This window comes from Jannaschia marina (genome assembly GCF_013404595.1).
Taxonomy (GTDB): domain Bacteria; phylum Pseudomonadota; class Alphaproteobacteria; order Rhodobacterales; family Rhodobacteraceae; genus Jannaschia; species Jannaschia marina.
In genome coordinates, this window is the sequence record NZ_JABVAX010000003.1 from 92,938 (window position 1) to 111,230 (window position 18,293).

Genomic DNA, 18,293 nt, shown 5'->3' on the forward strand with positions numbered 1-18,293 from the left:
CAGATTGGTATCGTTAACATATTCAGCCGTCAAACCCCGGAGCCGCCATGCCCGCGACCCAAGAGACCCGCCTCCTGACCCATGCGGGCGCAATGCAGATGCTCGCCGCCGCCATCGGCCGGGCGGAGGAGATCGGCCAGCCGCAGTGCATCGTCATCGTCGACGCGAGCGGCGAGCTGCTGGCCGAAGTTCGGATGACCGGGGCGAAGTTCCTGAGCCGCAAGTCGGCCCGCGCGAAGGCCCTCACGGCGGCGAGCATCGGGGCGGCGACGACGAACATCCCCGAGGACGTGCGCCCGGCGATCGCCGCCGCGACCGACGGAGTGGTCACGGGTCTGCCGGGCGGGTTGCCGATCCGCATCGACGGAGTGCTCCTGGGCGGGATCGGTGTCGGCTCCGGGACGGGCGAGCAGGACATCGCGGTCGCCGAGGCCGCGCTCAGCGCCGTCGGAGCCGAGGTCTAGGCGAAGCTGATCTGCGCCTTCATCGCGCGGCTGCGGTCACCGGCGAGGTCGAAACCCGCCACCGCCTCGTCGATGCCGACAGTGTGCGTGATGAGCGGCTTCACGTCGATCAGGCCCTTCTGCATCAGGCTGACGCCGGTGTGGAATTCCTCGTGGAAGCGGAAGGAGCCCTTGAGCGACAGCTCCTTCGCCGTGATCGCCTGCATCGGCAGGGACATGTCGCCGCCGAGGCCGAGTTGCATGATCGTGCCGCCCGGGCGCATGGCGTGGATGCCCGCGGCAAGGGCAGGGGCCGCGCCGGAGCATTCATAGAGCACGTCGAAGGTGCCCTTGTCAGGCGTGAACTGGGCGAGGCCGTCGGTCTCGGCTCCCATGTTGATGGTCACGTCCGCGCCGACCTGCCGGGCCATTTCGAGCGTAAAATCCGAGAGGTCCGTCGCCACGATGAAATCCGCGCCCGCACGCCGCGCGCAGAGGATCGACAGGATGCCGATCGGCCCGCACCCCGTCACCAGGACGGACTTGCCCACGAGGTTGCCCGCCCGCCGCGTCGCATGCAGGCAAACGGCGAGCGGCTCGGCCATCGCCGCTTCGCCCGGCGTCAGACCTGTGGCTGGCGCGCATTGGGCGGGGTCGACATTCAGGACTTCGCGAAACGCCCCCTGGATGTGCGGGAACGGCATGGCCGATCCATAGAAGCGCATGTTGAGGCACTGGTTCTGCGCGCCCTCGAGGCAGAACTTGCAGCGGTTGCAGGGCCGGGAGGGCGAGACCGCGACCAGTTGGCCGACCTCGACGCCGGTCACGCCCTCGCCGAGCGCCGCGACGTGGCCGGCGACCTCGTGGCCGAGCACCATCGGCTCGCGCAGCTTGATCGTGCCGAAGCCGCCATTGTGGTAGTAGTGCAGGTCCGATCCGCAGATACCGCCCGCGGCCATCCGGATCTGCACCTCGCCGGCCGCCGGCGGCGCGACTTCCGCGCTCTCGACGCGCAGGTCGTGCGGGGCATGGATGACGATGGATTTGCTATGCATGGGGCCGGACCTGCGAAGTTGGGGCGAGCGGTTGACTCGGAGTTGTTAACGATAACATAAACGGCCCAACCACAGCTGTCGAGACCAAGGACTTTGCCATGAGCCTCTCTCTTTTCGATCTGACCGGCAAACGCGCGCTCGTCACCGGGTCGTCCCAGGGCATCGGGTTCGCGCTGGCGCGCGGGCTGGCGGCCGCCGGGGCCTCCGTCGTGCTGAACGGGCGGGACGCGGCGAAGCTCGAGGCGGCGGCGGACACCCTGCGCGGCGAGGGGGCGACGGTCGAGACGCTCGCCTTCGACGCGACCGACCACGACGCCGTCCGCGCCGCCGTCGACGGCTTCGAGGCCGGGACCGGGGCGATCGACATCCTCGTGAACAACGCCGGGATGCAGCACCGCACGCCGTTGGAGGATTTTCCGGCCGATGCCTTCGAGCGTCTCCTGCAGACCAACATCGCCAGCGTCTTCCACGTCGGACAGGCCGTCGCGCGTCACATGATCGGGCGTGGGGCCGGGAAGATCGTGAACATCTGTTCCGTCCAGACCGCGCTCGCGCGGCCCGGCATCGCGCCCTACACCGCCACCAAGGGGGCCGTCGCCAACCTCACCAAGGGGATGGCGACCGACTGGGCCAAGCACGGATTGCAGTGCAACGGCCTCGCCCCCGGATACTTCGAGACGCCGCTCAACCAGGCGCTGGTCGACGACCCGAAGTTCACGGAATGGCTATCGAACCGCACGCCTGCGGGGCGCTGGGGCAAGGTCGAGGAGCTGGTCGGGACCTGTATCTTCCTGTCGTCGGAGGCGTCGAGTTTCGTCAACGGCACGACGGTGTTCGTGGACGGCGGGATCACGGCATCGCTGTGAGGGATCGTATCGTCGTCATGGGGGTCTCGGGCTGCGGCAAGAGCACCGTGGCCGAGGGCGTGGCAGCGGCTTTGGGCGGCACCTACGTCGACGGCGACGACCTGCATCCGCAGTCGAACATCGAGAAGATGTCGCGGGGCGAGCCGCTCACCGACGCGGATCGCTGGCCGTGGCTGCAGCAGGTGGGCGAGACGCTCGGGCAGGGGGTGCCGCCGCGCGTCATCGCCTGCTCGGCGCTCAAGCGCGCCTACCGTGAGCGGATCGCAGCCGCGGCGGGGACGGACGTGTTCTTCCTCCATCTTCACGGCAGCTATGCCGTTCTTTCGGAGCGGATGAAGAACCGGGAAGGGCACTTCATGCCGACGAAGCTGCTCGACAGTCAGCTCGCCACGCTCGAGATGCCGGCCCCGGATGAGCCGGTCGTCACGATCGACATCGACAAGACCCCCGAGGCGCTCGTCGCCGAGGCGGTCGCCGCCCTGAAGGAGACACGGACATGACCCTCAAGATCGCCCTCATCGGGGCCGGCGCCATGGGCGGCGCCATCGGAGCGCGCCTCGTGGAGACCGGACAGAGCCTCGCCGTCTTCGACCTGAACGCGCAGGCCGTGCAGGCGCTTGTCGACAAGGGCGCGACGGCCGCGACCTCGGCGGCGGATGCGGCGTCGACGGTCGACTATGTCATCACCTCGCTCAATGGCCCGCATATCGTCGAGGCCGCGGTCTTCGGCGCGGATGGCGTGGCCGCGGGCGCGAAGCCCGGCACGCTCGTCATCGACATGTCCTCGATCGACCCCGACGCAACGAAGGATCTTGCCGCGAAAGCCAGCGAGACGGGCCTGCGCTGGGTCGACAGCCCGCTGTCGGGCGGCGCGCCCAAGGCGCTCATCGGAGAGTTGACGCTCATGGCCGGGGGCGACGCGCAGGACGTGGCGGACGCCCATGAGGTGCTGCGGCATGTCGCCACCAACTATACCCACATGGGCCCGGTCGGCGCGGGGCAGACGACGAAACTCATCAACCAGGTGCTGTGCGGGCTGAACTTCCTGGCCGTGGCCGAGGCCACGAAGCTCGCGCAGGACGCGGGCGTCGATGCCGCGAAGATCCCGCAGGCGCTGAAGGGCGGGCGGGCCGACAGCTCGATCCTGCAGGAATACATGCCCCGCTACGTGGAGCGCGACTACCGTCGGACGGGCCGGATCGACAACATGGTCAAGGACCTGAACGGCGCGCAGGATCTCGCGCGCCGCACGCACACCCCCATGCCGATGACCGCGCTGTGCGCCGAGGTGCACCGCCTGATGACGGCGGCGGGCCTTGGCGGTGAGGATCAGGCGGCGCTGATGGAATTCTTCAATGGCCCCGAGGAGCTTGCGCCATGATCACCCGCTACGCGCTGTTCGAAGGCACCGTGACCGAAGGCCAGGAGGCCGCCTTCCGCGCGGCCGTCCTTGAAGAGCTGTTGCCGAAGTGGAAAGCCTTTCCGGGCGCTTTGGCCGTTCGCGTGACCTTCGGGGACGCCCGCGATCCCGGCGCGCCGGAGTTTCCGCTCATCCTTGCCGTCGACTATCCCGATATAGCGGCGGTCGAGGCCGCGCTCGCCAGCCCCGCGCGCACCGAAGGCAAGGCCGCGACCGAGGCGCTGCTGCCGCGGTTTTTCGAGGGGCGCATCCATCACCACGTCACGACGGCGCACGCCTTCCCGCTCTGACGGCGCGACCGCTACTCTCCGTGGGAGGGGCGACCGAAGTTGCGCGGTTGCGGCGTCTCCGGTCCCCAGATCGCGCGATAGCTGTCCATGGCGAGGCCCAGACGCTGCAGGAACCACGCGACGAGCAGCAGAAGCAGCCACCAGGAGAGGATGACGATCCACATCCAGACCGGCCCGTTGGCCTGCCACATGCCGGTCAGGATCGTCAGCGCACCAAGGGCCAGCACGCCGTAGCCGAGGCCCTTGTGGACCACCTCGAATACGATGCGCCGGACGGTCATGTCGTAGTGATCCCCGCGCATCCCCATCGGGTCGGTCGGCCCGCCCTTGGTGCCGCGCAGGAACCCAGAGGCGGCCTGCAGTGCGCCGAAACTCGCCATCGTCCAGCCCATCCAGTGATGGAGCCAGAGCGTCCCCGTGGTCGAGGTCGCGCCGGGCGAGCGCAGGATGATCGCGACACCGAGGAACATCAGCAGTACGGCCACGACCTGCGCGATGCGGTGGGTGTTCCACCAGACCTGGCTGTCGAGGTTGGCGGGATAATCCTGCCCCGGGATGACCTTCATGTAACGCGCGACCAGAACGGCGAGCGGTGCGATCACCCCCCAGGCCAGCGTCATCATCCGCCCGTGCCAGGAGATCACCGCGCCAAGGTCATGGGCCCGGCCCGCATCGATGGGTTGGAGGAGCCACTCCCACATCGGCGCTCACCCCTTGACCGCCCCGGCGGTCATGCCGGTGATGATCTGGCGGGAGGCGACGAAGGTGAAGATGATCGGCGGCACGGCGAGGAGCATTCCCGTCGCCATGATGACCCCCCAGTCGATGTCGTATTCCGTCAGGCTGTTGACGATGGTGACGGGTACCGTCCGGCTGTTGCGATCGGCGAGCGCGTTGCCGAGCAGGAACTCGTTCCAGGCCACGCGGAACGTGAAGATCGCGGCGGCGGCGAGCCCCGGCTTGATGAGCGGCAGGACCACGAGGAAGAACGTCTGGAACGGGTTCGCCCCGTCCATGCGCGCGGCCTCCTCCAGCTGGATCGGGACCTGGACGATGAAGCTCTGCAGGATCCAGACGACGAACGGCAGGTTCATTGCCGTGTAGATCAAGATGAGGCCCATCCGTGTGCCGTCGATGCCGTACTGGAACGTCCAGATGCCGAAGACCGGCACGAGGAGGACGGCGGGCGGTACCATCCGCATCATCAGCGTCGTCATCGACACGGTATCGCGCCCCATGAAGCGGAAGCGGACGAGCGCATAGGCGGCCATGCAGCCGATGATGAGCGTCAGCGCGGTGGAGACCGTGGCCACGATGAGCGAGTTGACGAGCGCGCGCCCGAAGGTCGGGTCGCAGCGGCGGATGTGCTCCACCTCGTACCAGAGCATGTCGCAGAGCGCGGTCTCGTAATTCTGGATCGTCGGCATGAAGAAGAGGCCGGCAGTGCTCGACATGATGTCGACGTTCAGTTTGAACGACGTCGCGAGCATCAGGACGATCGGCCCCGCCGACATCACGACGAGCGCGACGAGGAGGGCATAGAACGCCGGGTTCGGCGCGTTGGTGTCGCGGGCGGCCATCAGGCGTCCTCCTCGGCTTCGGCGCGGATGCGGGCGGCGCGGGCGTCCATGACCTTGCCGTAGAAGAACATGGCGAGCGTCAGGACCATCAGCAGGATCAGGAGCAGGTTCGACATGGCGGCGGCATAGCCCAGCTCCCGGAACTCGGATGCCGTGCGCGAGATGCGCAGCGCCAGGATCTCGGTCGAGAGGCCCGGCCCCCCGTTCGTCATCACGAGGATGACCTCCAGCACCTTGAAGGCGTCGATCAGGCGCAGGAGCGCGGTCACGATCAGGACGGGCAGCATCAGCGGCAGCTTGATGTAGAGGATGAGCTGCCAGCCGGTCGCCCCGTCGATGCGCGCGGCCTCCATCGCGGAACGCGGCAACGACTGCAGCGCGGCGAGCGCCAGGATGAAGATGAAGGGCGTCCACTGCCAGATGTCGGCGATGACGACCGAGGTGAAGGCCCAGCCACCGTCCGAAAGCCAGGGCACAGGGTCGAGGCCCATGGACTTCAGCGTCCGGTTCAGGATGCCCACCGTGGGGTGGTACATGTAGCGCCACATTAGGCCGACCACGATCGGCGCGATCATCATCGGCAGGATGAAGACCGTCCGCAGGATCGACATGCCCTTGAGCTGCCGGTCGAGGAGAAGGGCGAGGCCCACGCCGAGCACCATCTCGACGGTGACGACGATGGCCGCGAAGCGAAGTGTCACGCCGAGGCTTTCGAGGAAGGCCTCGTCGCCGAGGAGATTGACGTAGTTGCGCAGGCCGACGAACTCGGCCTCGCCGATGCGCTGGCTCGGGTTCCAGTCGAGGAAGCTGGCCCAGACCATGTAGCCGACCGGATAGAGCAGGGCGACCACGAGGATCGCGACAGCCGGCGCAAGGAAGAGGTAGGGCGTCAGGCGATTGGCGTTGGCGAGCATGGTCTTTCCCGTCGGGGTGGCGTCGTCCTCGGGCTCGACCCGAGGACCTCTTGGTCGGGAGATCCTCGGGTCGAGCCCGAGGATGACGGTGCGGGGACCGGCGCCGGAGCGCCGGACCCTCTGTCAGCTGGGCGCGATCACTCGGCGTCCTGCCAGGCGTAGTAGCCGGCTTCCTCCATGGTCGCGCGGGCCCGCTCGGCCACGCCGTCGAGGGCTTCCTGCGGGTCGAGCCCTTCGGTCAGCACCTGGCTCATGGTGGTGCCGATGTCGGCGTTGATCTGGCCCCAGGTCGGGATGATCGGGCGCCAGTCGGGGTCCGCGAACTCTAGCGCCTCGCCGAAGGTGGCCGAGTAGGGATACTTCTCGTTCAGCTCCGCGTTCTGGTACGTCGAGAAGCGCGACGGGTTGCCGCCCTCCATCGCCACGGCCAGGTCGCCCTTCTTGGAGGTGAGCCACTGCATCAGCAGGAAGGCCGCCTCCTTGTTGGGCGCATTCGACGGGATGGCGAGACCGAAGCCGCCGGTCTGGCTGCCGCGGCGCACGCCCTCGGGGTGCATCGCATAGCCGACGTTGCCGGCGACGGTCGACTGCGACGGGTCTTCGAAGCCCGCCGCGAAGGCGATGCTGTCCATAAACATCGCGGCCTGACCCTGCTTGAAGGCCGCGGCGGCCTCGGCCGGGCCGAAGGTCGTGCCACCCTCGGGGCCGCAATCCACGATGGTCTTGAGCGCGTTGGCCGCGGCGACGCCTGCCTCGTTGTTGATGATCGGCTCCCAGTTGTCGTCGAAGACCCGACCGCCGAGCGGGGCAAGGTGCAGCAGGAAGGCGTGGCTTGCCTGGTGGCCGGAAGCCGCGCGCGAGGCCATGCCGCCCATGCCGGGCTCCAGCTCGGGGATCTGGCAGGCGATTTCCAGCAGTTCGTCGTAGTTCGTCGGCACCTCGATCCCGTGCTTCTCGAAGATGTCCTTGCGGTAGGCGAGCACCGAGGTCTCGGAACCGAAGGGGATGCCGAAGGCGGAGCCCAGCTGGCCGGGCAGATAGCCCTTGGACCCGCCGGCGACGCCGATGTTCTCGACATAGCCGGTGATGAGGTCCGACTGGTCATAGTTCGGATCGGCCAGCGCCGGGTTCATGAAGTACTTGGCGAGGTTCTCCAGCTGGTCGGCATAAACGTAGTCGGCCTTGGAGAAGACAACGTAGGAGATGAGGTCGTAGTCGCCCTCGTCCTTTGTTAGCTCGAGCGTCTGACGCTCGCGCATCTTGAGGTACTGAAGCTGGTCGACCTCGACCTCGATGCCCGTCTCCTCGGTGAACTGGTCGAGGACGTTGATCGCCGCGTCGTAGTGCGGGTGCGCGGGGAAGTTCACGACGAGGGTCGTTCCCTCATAGGGCGCATAGGGGTTGGCGAGCGCCGTCGTCGCCGTCAGCGCGGCGACGGCTGCGCCGCTGAGCGTGGTCTTGAGATGCAGCATTTGGTTTCCTCCCTGAAGATGCTGTCGTTATCGATCAGATCCTGAGCCCGCTTTCGCGGTCGAAGATCATCAATTCATCGGTGAGCACGCCGAAGGCGCGGGTCGTGCCCGGCGCGATCGGCGTCGCGCTGTTGGCTTCCACGAGGACTTCTTCGTCGCCGCAGCGGGTCACCAGGACAGATTGCGCGCCGAGATACTCCGAGACGACGACGCGCAGCTCGATCTCCGCGCCGGGCACGGTGTCGAGCGTGACCGACGACGGGCGCAGGCCCAGTGTGACCGTCCGGGCAGCGTGCGCGCGGCCGCGCGTGGCGAGGGCTTCGGGCAGTGGCAGGTCGAAGCCGTCGCCCCGGACGCGGAGCGCGCCGTCCGCCTCCGTCAACTCGCCGTCGAGAAAGTTCATCGTCGGGCTGCCGATGAACCCCGCGACGAACCTGTTGACGGGCGACTTGAAGAGTTCCTCGGGCGTGCCCTGCTGCTGGATGCGGCCGTTCGCCATGACGACGATCCGGTCGCCGAGCGTCATCGCCTCGACCTGATCGTGGGTGACGTAGACCATGTTCTTGTCGATCGTATTGCGCATCTCGGCGAGTTCGGTGCGCATCTTGGCGCGCAGCTTGGCATCGAGGTTCGAGAGCGGCTCGTCGAAGAGGAACGTGCCCGCGTCGCGCACCATCGCCCGGCCCATGGCGACCCGCTGGCGCTGTCCGCCCGAAAGCTCCGCCGGCTTGCGGTCGAGGAGGTGGGCGATGTTGAGAAGCTCCGCCGTGCGCTTCACGCGATCGTCGATCTCGGACTTCGAGACTTTCGCGAGGCGCAGCGCGAAGGACATGTTCCGTGCGATGTTCATGTGCGGGTAGAGCGCGTAGTCCTGAAACACCATCGCGATGTCGCGGGCCTTCGGATCGAGATGGCTGATCGGCTTGCCATCGAAGGTGATTTCCCCGCCCGAGAGCGTTTCGAGACCGGCCAGAATGCGCAGCGTCGTCGACTTGCCGCAGCCCGAGGGGCCGACGAGCACGGTGAACTCGCTGTCGTCGAGGTGCAGGTTGAACGGTTCGAGCACGCGGACGGCACCGAAGGATTTCTCGACGTTGTCGAAGACGATTTCAGGCACCCGGCCCTCCCATGCCAGTTGGTATCGTTAACTTTACAACCCATCTGTCATCGGGGAAGGCGGCTTGTGCGGCAACAACGTTAACGTTAACGTGCCAATGTTAAAACTTTTCGGTGAGAACGAGTTGCATGACGCGCCGTCCGCGGACATCGACCTCCGGCATCTACACGGTCGCCGCAGAGGCGGGCGTGAGCGTGATGACGGTGAGCCGGGCCATGCGCGGGGTGGAGGGCGTTTCGGCCAAGAAGCGCGAGGCGATTCTGCAGATCGCGCGACGTCTCAACTATGTGCCCAACTCGAACGCGCGGGCTCTTTCGCAGACCAATGCCGACCTGATCGGGATTTCCCTGCCGACGCTCGTGAACGACGTCTTCGCCGATATTCTCGACGGGATGCGAGGCACCTTCGAGCGGGCCGGCTACTCCACCGTCATCGACACGACCGAATACGACGAGGCGCGGGAATTGCGGTGGGTGTCGCGCCTTCTGTCGTGGCGGCCCGCCGCGCTCGTGCTGACGGGGGTGCATCACCACCCCGATCTGAAACCTATGCTGCGTGACGCCGGTATACCCACGCTCGAAACCTGGGATTTCGCGCCCGACCCGATCGACATCTGCGTCGGTGTCGACCATCGCGCGGCGGGGGCCGAGGTGGCCGCCTACGTGAAGGGCCTCGGATACCGGCGACCCGCTTTCGTGGGGGCGAGCCCGGGAACGGATCCGCGGGCGGATGCGCGGGCGGTTGGGGTCGGTTCGGTCTTCGACACGCCGCTTCTGCGGCCGGTTCTGACCCATGACAATCCGTTCCGGGTCGGGGCGGCCGGACTGCGGGCCGCCCTCACGGAAGGGGAGCCCGACGTCATCTTCTTTCTCAACGATCTGATGGCCTTCGGTGGCCTGACGGCGGCCGAGGCGGCGGGGCGCGGCGTTCCCGGCGATCTCGGGATCGTCGGGTTCAACGCGCTCGGTCTCAACACGGTGCTGCCCGTGCGGCTGACGACCGTTTCCACCCCGCGCCGGCAGATGGGTGTCATGGGGGCGCGCAGTCTGCTTGCGCGGCTCAACGGCGTGCGCGGCGCGCGGGCCACGCCCCTCGCCGTCGAGGTGCAGCCGGGCGGGACGACGCGGTTGCAAGCCGGGGCCTGATCCGGTCTTATGGTATCGTTAACATGAGGCAGGACATGGCGCGCACCCCGACGATGAAAGACGTGGCGAAGGCGGCCGGCGTCTCGGTGATGACCGTGAGCCGCGCCTTCAAGAGCGACGCTTCGGTGGGCGACGAGACGCGCAAGCGGATCCGGGCTGCGGCGGACGACCTGGGCTACGTCTTCGACAGCACCGCCGCCAACCTGCGTAGCCAGCGCAGCCATTTCGTCGCCGTCACCATCCCCTCGATCAACAACGGCAATTTTGCCGGCACCGTCGAGGCGATGACGACCCGGCTGTCGCAATCGGGCTATCAGGTTCTGCTCGGCCATACGAACTACGACATCCTGCGCGAAGAGCAGCTCATCGAGGAGTTCCTGAGCCGCCGCCCCGAGGCCGTCGTCGTCACCGGCGGCCGCCACACCGACCGCGCCCGCAGGCTCCTGGCGCAGTCGGGCGTCCCGGTGATCGAGACGTGGGATCTGCCGCCCGACCCGATCGGCCATGTCGTCGGCTTCTCCAACGCGGCCTGCATGGACCTACTCGTTGCGCATCTGGTGGAGCAGGGGTTGAGCCGGATCGCCTTCATCGGCGGCGACGTCGATGGCGACACCCGCGGTTCCGACCGTCGGCGCGGCTTCGTCGCGGCGATGGAGGCGCGAGGCCTCGACGCGGGCCGCCTGATCCGGGCGGGGCAGCCGCCGATTTCCATGCACGAGGGGGCCGTGGCGATGGCCCATCTCCTCGACAGCCAGTCGGACACGGACGCGGTGATCTGTGTCTCCGATCTCTCTGCCTTTGGGGCGCTCACCGAATGCCAGCGCCGTGGTGTGGACGTCCCGGGCGACATCGCGGTCGCGGGCTTCGGGGCCTACGACATCGCGGGCATCTGCGTGCCGACGCTCACCACCGTCGATCCGATGCCGGCCCGCATCGGGGAGGAGGCCGCGAGCCTCGTCCTCGACCTGATCGGCGCGCCGGCTGGCCCGGCGCTGACGCGGATCACGCCCGTCCTGAAGGTCGGACAGTCGACCGTCCGAAGCTGACGCAAAAGGGCCACCCCCGAAGGGATGGCCCGGCCGCTCAGGGGGAGAGGCTGCGCGGCCTTAGCGTTCGAGCGCGCCGACGCCCGAGAAACGGAAGGCTTCGGTCTGGAGCGCGTCGAGCTCTTCGGCCGACATCTGGTCGTGGGCGATCTGGATCCGGCCCAGGAAGACGAAGGGCAGCTCTTCCGCCCGCTCCTCCAGGTGGTACTTGATCGCCTCGGCCGTCGCGGCCCCCACGTCGTCCCCCATGCGCATCGGCGTGGCATCCAGTTCGCCCCGGCGGATCGCGTCGAGTTCGAGCCCGGTGCCGCCCCAACCGGTCGAGAAGACGTCGCCCGCCTTGTCGACGGCCAGCTGCGCTTCGACAGAGCCCATGGACATGGCCGTGTTCGCGTTATGGATGACGGTCGCCTCGGGGTAGGCCTGCAGGATGAGCGAGGTGCCCTCGAAGCCGCCCTCGCGGGTGTATTCGCCGTAGTGTTCATAGGCGAGCTCCCAGTTGCCCTTCTCCTCGACGCAGGCGGCCCAGTCGCCCGAACGCTGATTGTCGGTGATGCCCGGGATGCCGCGGTTCATGGCATAGGTCACGTCGTTGCCCAGACGCTCGACCATGTAGTCGCAGATGATCAGCGCGCCGGCGGCCGAGGAGAAGTCGAACCAGTTGGCCGGCTGGTTTTCGAGGTACTGCAGCGGCGTGTGGAAAGCCCAGACGAAGGTGGTGATGTCTGGGTTCGCGGCGAGCTTGTCGATGTTGTCGGCCTGCGTGGCGAGTTCCGAGGGGCCGAAGATGACGAAGTCGTAGAGATCCGCGTCCTGATCCACCTGGCTGGCGTAGGTGGCCTGCAGCGAATGCTCGATCTGGCGGCTGGCGAATTCGGTCGTCTCGTAGGCGATGCCGAGCTCGTCGAGCCGCTTGGTCAGCGCCAGGTAGTTGCGCGCCCAGAAGTCCGACGTGTCGGCCGACGGATAGATCAGCGCGATCTGGAGCGGGTTCTCGAGCGTGCCCTTGAAGGGCTCGGCCTCGGCGCCGACGACGGCCTGCAGCGCGTCGAGCGTCCCCTCGGCGTTCACCTGCTCGGGCAGCCAGTAATCGCGGTCCCCGTCGTCGGGCAGCGTCTTGAGCGGCAGATGCCCGTCGGCCTGTGCCATGCCGGCGGCCAGGATGCTGGTCATCAGAAGTGTGGTGATCGTTTTCATCTTGTTTCCTCCCAGAAAGATGAAGGGGGCGGGATTGCCCCCCGGGTGGTTGGTCACGCCGCGGGGGCGGTTGCGGTGGCGGCCCCGAGGCCGAGAAGCAGGATGAGCGCGGCGATGATGAGCCCCGCGAGCATCGTGAGCTTCCGGTTGTCGGGGTTGTCGAAGATCGCCCGGATCCCGCCCGAGCCGTCGCGGTCCTTCTTCTGCAGCCAGGTGTAGATCGCGACCGAGGTGATGATGACCACGCCCGAGGCGACGGACTGCCAGAAGAACTCGATGCGCAGGGTGACGAGCGCGTTGATCATCATCGACAGGAGCAGAACCCCCGCCAGCGATCCGATCATCGAGGCGCGGCCACCGAAGAGCGACGTCCCGCCTACGACCACGGCCGCGATGACGTGCAGGTTGAAGTAGGGAGCCGAGGTGGCCTGCACCGCGTTCAGCTTGCCCGTCAGCATCACGCCCGCCAGCGCCGCCATCGTGCCCATCAGGACATAGGCATAGACGCGGTGGCGGTCGACGCTGATCCCGGTCATCTCGGTCGCCTCGGGGTTCGAACCGATGGCGATGGTGTAGCGGCCGAAATGCGTGGCGCGCAGGGCGACGTAGCCCGCCACCAGCGTCAGGAGGCCGATGACCACCGGCGTCGGCAGGAAGATCAGCGACTGTCCGCGCCCGATCTCGGTGATGAGGTCGGGGAAGCGCGCGAGGACGAGACCCTTGGCCAACACCAGGGCGAAGCCGCGGTAGACGAGGTCCATCGCCAGCGTCCCGATCAGGTCGGGCACGCGAAAGCGGGTGATGACGAGCCCGTTGATGAGCCCCATGCCGGCCCCGAGGACCAGGCAGATGACGAAGGCGACGGGCGCGCTGAAGTCGTACTGCTTGATGAGGAAGGCCATGATGATCGCCGAGAGCGCGGCGACCGAGCCGATCGACAGGTCGATGCCGCGCTGCGTGATGACGAAGGTCATCGCCATGGCCATCGGCATGTAGAGCGCCGCGTCGAGCAGGATCTGGTTGATGTTGGAGACGCGGAAATACCGTGCGGGCTCCACGACACCCATGAAGAGCGCGATGAGCGCGATCATCACCATGGGACCCAGGATGCCGATATAGGGTTCGATCCGGGCGGCGAGACCCGGGCGTGGGGTGGGGGCGGTCGCGTCGGTCACAGCATGGCCTCCTTCGCCATCTTGGTCGCTCCGGTCAGCAGGCCGAGGACTTCCTCACTGGTCGTCTCGGCGGTGCGCACGACGCCCGCGCATTCGCCGCGGCGCATCACGTGGATGCGGTCCGAGACGTCGAAGACGTCGTCGAGGGCGTGGGAAATCAGGATCACGGCCAGCCCCTGCGCCTTCAGCGTCTGGATGAGCTTGAGCGTACGCGCCGTCTCCTGCGGGCCGAGGGCGGCGGTGGGTTCGTCCATGACGAGGACCTTCAGATCTTCGTGCCGGACGGCGCGGGCGATGGCGACGGCCTGCCGCTGCCCGCCCGAGAGGCTCTCGGTGGCGACGTCCATGGACTTCAGCTGCACGCCCAGCCGGTCCTTCAGAACGGCGGTGGCCTGTTCCTTCATGGCGCGGTTGTCGAGGAAGGTGATCCCGGCGATCCTGCGCGTCAGTTCGGAGCCGAGGAAGAGGTTCTCGGCCGGGGTCAGGTGATCGGCGATGGCGAGGTTCTGATAGACCGCGTCGATGCCGTTCTCGATGGCATCGGCGTGGCTCGCCATGGCGAGGGGCTTGCCCTCGTAGTGGATCGTCCCGGAGGTGGGTTGATACACCCCGGTCAGCACCTTGATGAGGGTCGACTTGCCGGCCCCATTGTCGCCGACGATGGCGAGCACTTCGCCGGGGTAGGCGCGCAGGTCCACGTCGTTCAGGGCCGTCACGCCCCCGAACCGCTTGGTGATCCCGCGCATCTCGATGATCGGGTCGGTGGTCGTCATGGGCGTCCTCCGCTTGGTATCGTTAACACTTCGGATCGAAAGAGAGGGGCGACACGCGGCCGTGCCGCCCCGGTCGGGTCGCTCTACTGCTGCCAGATGGCCGTGTAGGCCTCGCGGTAGGGCACATCGGGATCGAAGGCGTTGCTTTCGCCGAGCTTGGCGAGCCCTTCGGTCGTGACCAGCGCGGGCGAGGTAACGTAGCCCGAGCAGGCTTCGCCCTGGATCGCGCGGTTCAACTCATCGACGAGCTGCCAGCCCTGCAGGTTGAGCGGCTCGGCCACGGTGATCGCCTGATACTGCTCGGCGCGGATACGCTGGAACGCGGCTTCCGAGCCGTCGCCCGCCGATCCGGCCTGCGGGCCGTCCTCGGGGGAGAAGCCCGCGGCGGCGAGCGCCGGGCCCATGAAGTCGAAGTAGAGATCGTTGATGGCGAGCGCGTGGGTCCACTGGTCGCCGTACTTCTGCAGAAGCGAGGTGGTCAGCGGTCCCATCCGGCTCGAGGTGTCGGCGATGGGCGTGTCGACATATTCGAGCACGGTGCCGCCGGCGGCCTCGATCGTCTCCTTGATGCGGTCGGCCTTGTCGATGGCGATCTGGTAGGTGCTGTCGGTGAAGATCACCACGCCGATGTCCTCTCCGCCCTCGTCGATGGCCCATTCCGCGGCCACTTCCGAGACGCGCATCGCGTCGGTCGAGACATTGGCAAAGATGCCGCCCGGCGCGTCGCAGCCGATCACGGGCCCTGAGTGCCAGGCGACCATCGGGATCTCGGCGGCCACGACCGCTTCGAGCGCGGCCTGCTGCTCGACCGCGTCGAAGCCGTTGATGACGATGCCGTCGGGTTGCAGCGCGACCGCCTGTCCGATGGCCGCCGTGCGCCCCTGGACGGAGCCGGCCCCGTCGAGCACGCGGACCTCCCAGCCGATGGTGCCGGCGGCCTCTTCCACGCCCTCGGTCACGCCGAGGATGCCGCCGTTCTTCAGGTCGCCGGCCAGCACCACGATGGTCTTGCCGTCCGCGCCCGCCGGTCCTTCGGTCGGGCCGTCGAAGGCTTCCTGCGCGGTTGCGGGCAGTGTGAGGCCGGCAACCACGGTCGTGGCGAGCATCGTGCTCAGGATCGTTCTTCTCTTCATCGTTCTTCCTCCCTTGGAAACGTTGAACCCTATTTGTGCGCGGCACCCTTCTTGCGCTGCGCGTAGCCGGCGATGCCGATGGCGATGAGAAGGGTGAGGCCGTTGAACATCGGCTCGACCCAGAAGGAGCCGCCGAACTGCTGGATGCCCGAGATGCCGACCGCCAGGATCACCACGCCGACGATGGTGCCCCAGACGTTCACGCGCCCGGGCTTGATCGTGGTCGAGCCGAGGAAGGCCCCGACGAGCGCCGGCAGCAGGAATTCCAGGCCCACGCTCGCCTGCCCGATGCGCAGCTTCGATGCGAGCAGGACGCCGGCGAGCGCAGTCATCGTCCCGCTGGTGATGAAGGCCCCGACGACGAACTTGCGCGTGGGGATGCCGTTCAGCTCCGCCGCCTTCGGGTTCGCGCCGATGGCATAGAGGTAGCGGCCGATCGGCGTGTACTCGAGCACCAGCCAGAGCGCGACGGTGATGGCGAGCACGTAGAAGCCGGTGATCGGCAGGCCGAAGACGAAGGTGCCGTTGAGGTCGTAGAACCCCTGCGGCAGCACGCCCACCACCTGCCGCCCGCCGGTGTGCCAGAGCGCCAGCGCGTAGAGGACGGTGCCCGTGCCCAGCGTGGCGATGAAGGCGTCGATCTTGGCGATCTCGACCAGGAACCCGTTCAGAAGGCCGGTGAAGGCCCCGAGGGCGAGGACGATCACGCAGGCGATGGGCCAGGGGATGCCGTAGAGCGTCTGCAGCGAGATCGCGAGGATGTGCCAGAGCACGATGCCGTAGCCCACCGTCAGGTCGATGCGCCCCGCGACCATCGGGATCATCGCGGCGAGCGAAAGGATCGCGATGATCGCCTTGTCCGAAATGATCGCCCGCAGGTTCAGGACGGTGGGAAAGGTGTTCGGCAGCAGGATCGAGAACAAGAGGATCAGCCCGACCATCAGGATCAGAAGGCCATAGACGGGGATCAGCCGGATCAACTTCGCGCCGAGCGACAGGCCGACCAATTCGTCACGGGTGGGCTCCAGGGCGTCGGATTCAACGGAATTCATGGTCGGTCTCCGGGGGTCAGGCGGCGTCAGAGGCCGAGGCGGCCTGGATCAGGGATTGGGTGGACAGGCTCACGCCCTTCAGCTCGTCGACGATGCGACCCCGGCTGAAGACGATGGCGCGATGGCAGATGTTGGCGATTTCCTCGAAGTCGGTGGAGACGACGAGGACGCCCATGCCCGAGGCGAGCGCCTCGTAGAGCAGATGATAGATCTCGGCCTTCGCGCCCACGTCGACACCGGCGGTCGGGTCTTCGGCGATCAGGAAGCGGCGCCCGGTATCGAGCCAGCGGCCGACGACGACCTTTTGCTGGTTGCCACCCGACAGCGCCTCGATGGCCAGCGTCGGGTCGTTGGGCGACAGGCCGACGCGCTTGCCCAGCTTGGAGGTCATCTCATCCTCGGCAGCGGGGCGCAGGAAGCTCAAGAGGCTCCGGCCCGTGGCCTCGGGGTTGAGGAAGGCATTCTCGCGGATCGTGAGGGCAGGGGCGATGCTCTCGACGACGCGGTCGCGCGCGACGAAGCCGATGCCCGACTTCATGGCCGTGCGCGCGTTCGTCAGGTCGGGCGTAGTCCCGTCGAGGCGCACCTCGCCCGCGTGGTCGACCAGCCCGAAGAGCGCGCGGCCCACGTCCTCGTGCCCCGCGCCGCGCAGGCCGACGAGCCCCACGAGTTCCCCGCGCTGCACCTTGAACGACACGTCCTCGACGTTGCGGGTCGAGAGGTTGGCGACGGAGAGAACTTCCGCCCCCTCCTGCGCGTCCGGGCGGGCAATTTCGCGGGCCTTGCGCCCGACGATCAGGCTGACGAGGTCCTCTGCATTCGTATGGGCGATGTCGCGCATCCCGACCATCTTGCCGTCGCGCAGAACGGCGACGCGATCCGCGATCTGGAAGATTTCGTCGAGGCGGTGGGAGACGTAGATCATACCGACACCCTTGTCACGCAAGGGTCGCAATGCGCGAAACAGGCGCTCCACCTCGTCGGCGGGCAGGGAGGCCGTGGGCTCGTCGAGGACGAGGAAGTCGCATTCGACGGCCAGCGCACGGGCGATGGCGACGAGCGATTTCTCGGTCCGGCTCAGGTTGGCCACCCGCGTCGTCGGCTCGAAATCGGCCTCGACATGGGCGAGGGCGGCGCGGGCGCGGGCCTCGGTCGCGGGCCAGTCGATGCGGCCGGCGCGGCGCTCGTAGCCGATGGCGAGCGCGATGTTCTCGGCGACCGACATCCATTCGATCAGCCCGAGATCTTGGTGGATGAAGGCGACGGCCTGTTTCTGGCTGACCTTGCCGGCGACGTGCCGATAGGGCGTGCCGTCGACGAGGACGTCGCCGCTGTCGGGCGCGTGGATGCCGCCGAGCGTCTTGATGAGGGTCGACTTGCCGGCCCCGTTCTCGCCCAGGAGGGCGACGATCTCGCCGCGCTCGACCTTGAGCGACACGCCCGAAAGCGCATGGGTGCCGCCGAAGGTCTTGACGATGCTGTCGAAGAAAAGGCCATCGCTGGGCTGCATGTCATTCTCCCGGCTACGCGGCTCCACTGGCCCTCCCGCCCTTGGTTTACCGGTAACGTTGACATAGCATTCGGAGGAAGACGCAAGCTGTCAAGATATTTTGTT

Annotated in this window: 19 protein-coding genes; 7 read left to right on the plus strand and 12 right to left on the minus strand. The window is 67.4% G+C overall.

Annotated features, from left to right (window positions below; all coding sequences use genetic code 11):
* Positions 1-47 precede the first annotated feature (47 nt).
* Positions 48-464: a GlcG/HbpS family heme-binding protein gene (locus HSX43_RS06815; protein ID WP_179379369.1), complete on the plus strand. Its 417-nt coding sequence runs from the start codon at positions 48-50 to the stop codon at positions 462-464.
* Here HSX43_RS06815 and HSX43_RS06820 read toward each other — a convergent pair.
* A complete protein-coding gene (locus HSX43_RS06820; protein ID WP_179379370.1) occupies positions 461-1,498 on the minus strand; it encodes an L-idonate 5-dehydrogenase in 1,038 nt (345 codons plus the stop codon). The genes HSX43_RS06815 and HSX43_RS06820 overlap by 4 nt on opposite strands.
* A gap of 98 nt (positions 1,499-1,596) precedes the next feature.
* Between HSX43_RS06820 and HSX43_RS06825 the strand changes: the two genes are divergently transcribed.
* From HSX43_RS06825 to HSX43_RS06840, 4 genes are read left to right on the plus strand one after another with little or no spacing between them, the layout of a single operon-like run.
* Complete coding sequence (locus HSX43_RS06825) at positions 1,597-2,364, plus strand: SDR family oxidoreductase (protein ID WP_179379371.1); 768 nt, start codon at positions 1,597-1,599, stop codon at positions 2,362-2,364.
* Positions 2,361-2,864: a gluconokinase gene (locus HSX43_RS06830; RefSeq protein WP_328795143.1), complete on the plus strand. Its 504-nt coding sequence runs from the start codon at positions 2,361-2,363 to the stop codon at positions 2,862-2,864. The genes HSX43_RS06825 and HSX43_RS06830 overlap by 4 nt, the downstream gene beginning before the upstream one ends.
* Positions 2,861-3,745, plus strand: a complete 885-nt coding sequence (locus HSX43_RS06835; RefSeq protein WP_179379372.1) for an NAD(P)-dependent oxidoreductase — start codon at positions 2,861-2,863, stop codon at positions 3,743-3,745. The genes HSX43_RS06830 and HSX43_RS06835 overlap by 4 nt, the downstream gene beginning before the upstream one ends.
* Positions 3,742-4,074: a hypothetical protein gene (locus tag HSX43_RS06840; RefSeq protein ID WP_179379373.1), complete on the plus strand. Its 333-nt coding sequence runs from the start codon at positions 3,742-3,744 to the stop codon at positions 4,072-4,074. Before HSX43_RS06835 ends, HSX43_RS06840 begins: the two co-directional genes overlap by 4 nt.
* An 11-nt stretch (positions 4,075-4,085) precedes the next feature.
* Here HSX43_RS06840 and HSX43_RS06845 read toward each other — a convergent pair whose 3' ends face one another.
* The 5 genes from HSX43_RS06845 to HSX43_RS06865 form a co-directional block, all read right to left on the minus strand.
* Positions 4,086-4,775 (minus strand): cytochrome b561 domain-containing protein, encoded by a 690-nt coding sequence (locus HSX43_RS06845; protein ID WP_179379374.1) that lies wholly within the window; start codon positions 4,773-4,775, stop codon positions 4,086-4,088.
* A gap of 6 nt (positions 4,776-4,781) precedes the next feature.
* On the minus strand, positions 4,782-5,654 hold the full coding sequence (locus tag HSX43_RS06850) for a carbohydrate ABC transporter permease (protein WP_179379375.1): 873 nt from the start codon (positions 5,652-5,654) through the stop codon (positions 4,782-4,784).
* Positions 5,654-6,568, minus strand: a complete 915-nt coding sequence (locus HSX43_RS06855) for a carbohydrate ABC transporter permease (RefSeq protein WP_179379376.1) — start codon at positions 6,566-6,568, stop codon at positions 5,654-5,656. Before HSX43_RS06855 ends, HSX43_RS06850 begins: the two co-directional genes overlap by 1 nt.
* A 137-nt stretch (positions 6,569-6,705) precedes the next feature.
* Complete coding sequence (locus HSX43_RS06860) at positions 6,706-8,040, minus strand: extracellular solute-binding protein (protein WP_179379377.1); 1,335 nt, start codon at positions 8,038-8,040, stop codon at positions 6,706-6,708.
* A 34-nt stretch (positions 8,041-8,074) separates the two neighbouring features.
* Complete coding sequence (locus HSX43_RS06865) at positions 8,075-9,157, minus strand: ABC transporter ATP-binding protein (protein WP_179379378.1); 1,083 nt, start codon at positions 9,155-9,157, stop codon at positions 8,075-8,077.
* A gap of 128 nt (positions 9,158-9,285) precedes the next feature.
* On the opposite strand from HSX43_RS06865, the gene HSX43_RS06870 reads away from it, so the two are divergent.
* Both HSX43_RS06870 and HSX43_RS06875 read left to right on the plus strand, forming a co-directional pair.
* Positions 9,286-10,302, plus strand: a complete 1,017-nt coding sequence (locus tag HSX43_RS06870) for a LacI family DNA-binding transcriptional regulator (protein ID WP_179379379.1) — start codon at positions 9,286-9,288, stop codon at positions 10,300-10,302.
* Positions 10,303-10,337: 35 nt separating this feature from the next.
* Positions 10,338-11,348 carry a LacI family DNA-binding transcriptional regulator gene (locus HSX43_RS06875; RefSeq protein WP_235962547.1) on the plus strand — a complete coding sequence of 337 codons (1,011 nt, stop codon included), beginning with the start codon at positions 10,338-10,340 and terminating at the stop codon, positions 11,346-11,348.
* Between the two features lie 60 nt (positions 11,349-11,408).
* Here the strand turns inward: HSX43_RS06875 and HSX43_RS06880 are convergent, their stop codons facing one another.
* From HSX43_RS06880 to HSX43_RS06905, 6 genes are all read right to left on the minus strand, one after another.
* Positions 11,409-12,545: a substrate-binding domain-containing protein gene (locus HSX43_RS06880; protein ID WP_179379380.1), complete on the minus strand. Its 1,137-nt coding sequence runs from the start codon at positions 12,543-12,545 to the stop codon at positions 11,409-11,411.
* A 53-nt stretch (positions 12,546-12,598) separates the two neighbouring features.
* Positions 12,599-13,720 (minus strand): ABC transporter permease, encoded by a 1,122-nt coding sequence (locus tag HSX43_RS06885; protein WP_328795147.1) that lies wholly within the window; start codon positions 13,718-13,720, stop codon positions 12,599-12,601.
* Entirely contained in the window at positions 13,717-14,493 is a 777-nt protein-coding gene (locus tag HSX43_RS06890; protein WP_179379381.1) for an ATP-binding cassette domain-containing protein, read from the minus strand. The genes HSX43_RS06885 and HSX43_RS06890 overlap by 4 nt, the downstream gene beginning before the upstream one ends.
* 83 nt (positions 14,494-14,576) lie before the next feature.
* Positions 14,577-15,626 carry a substrate-binding domain-containing protein gene (locus HSX43_RS06895; protein ID WP_179379382.1) on the minus strand — a complete coding sequence of 350 codons (1,050 nt, stop codon included), beginning with the start codon at positions 15,624-15,626 and terminating at the stop codon, positions 14,577-14,579.
* Between the two features lie 29 nt (positions 15,627-15,655).
* A complete protein-coding gene (locus tag HSX43_RS06900; RefSeq protein WP_179379383.1) occupies positions 15,656-16,678 on the minus strand; it encodes an ABC transporter permease in 1,023 nt (340 codons plus the stop codon).
* Positions 16,679-16,694: 16 nt separating this feature from the next.
* Positions 16,695-18,188 (minus strand): sugar ABC transporter ATP-binding protein, encoded by a 1,494-nt coding sequence (locus HSX43_RS06905; RefSeq protein ID WP_179379384.1) that lies wholly within the window; start codon positions 18,186-18,188, stop codon positions 16,695-16,697.
* Between the last annotated feature and the right edge of the window lie 105 nt (positions 18,189-18,293).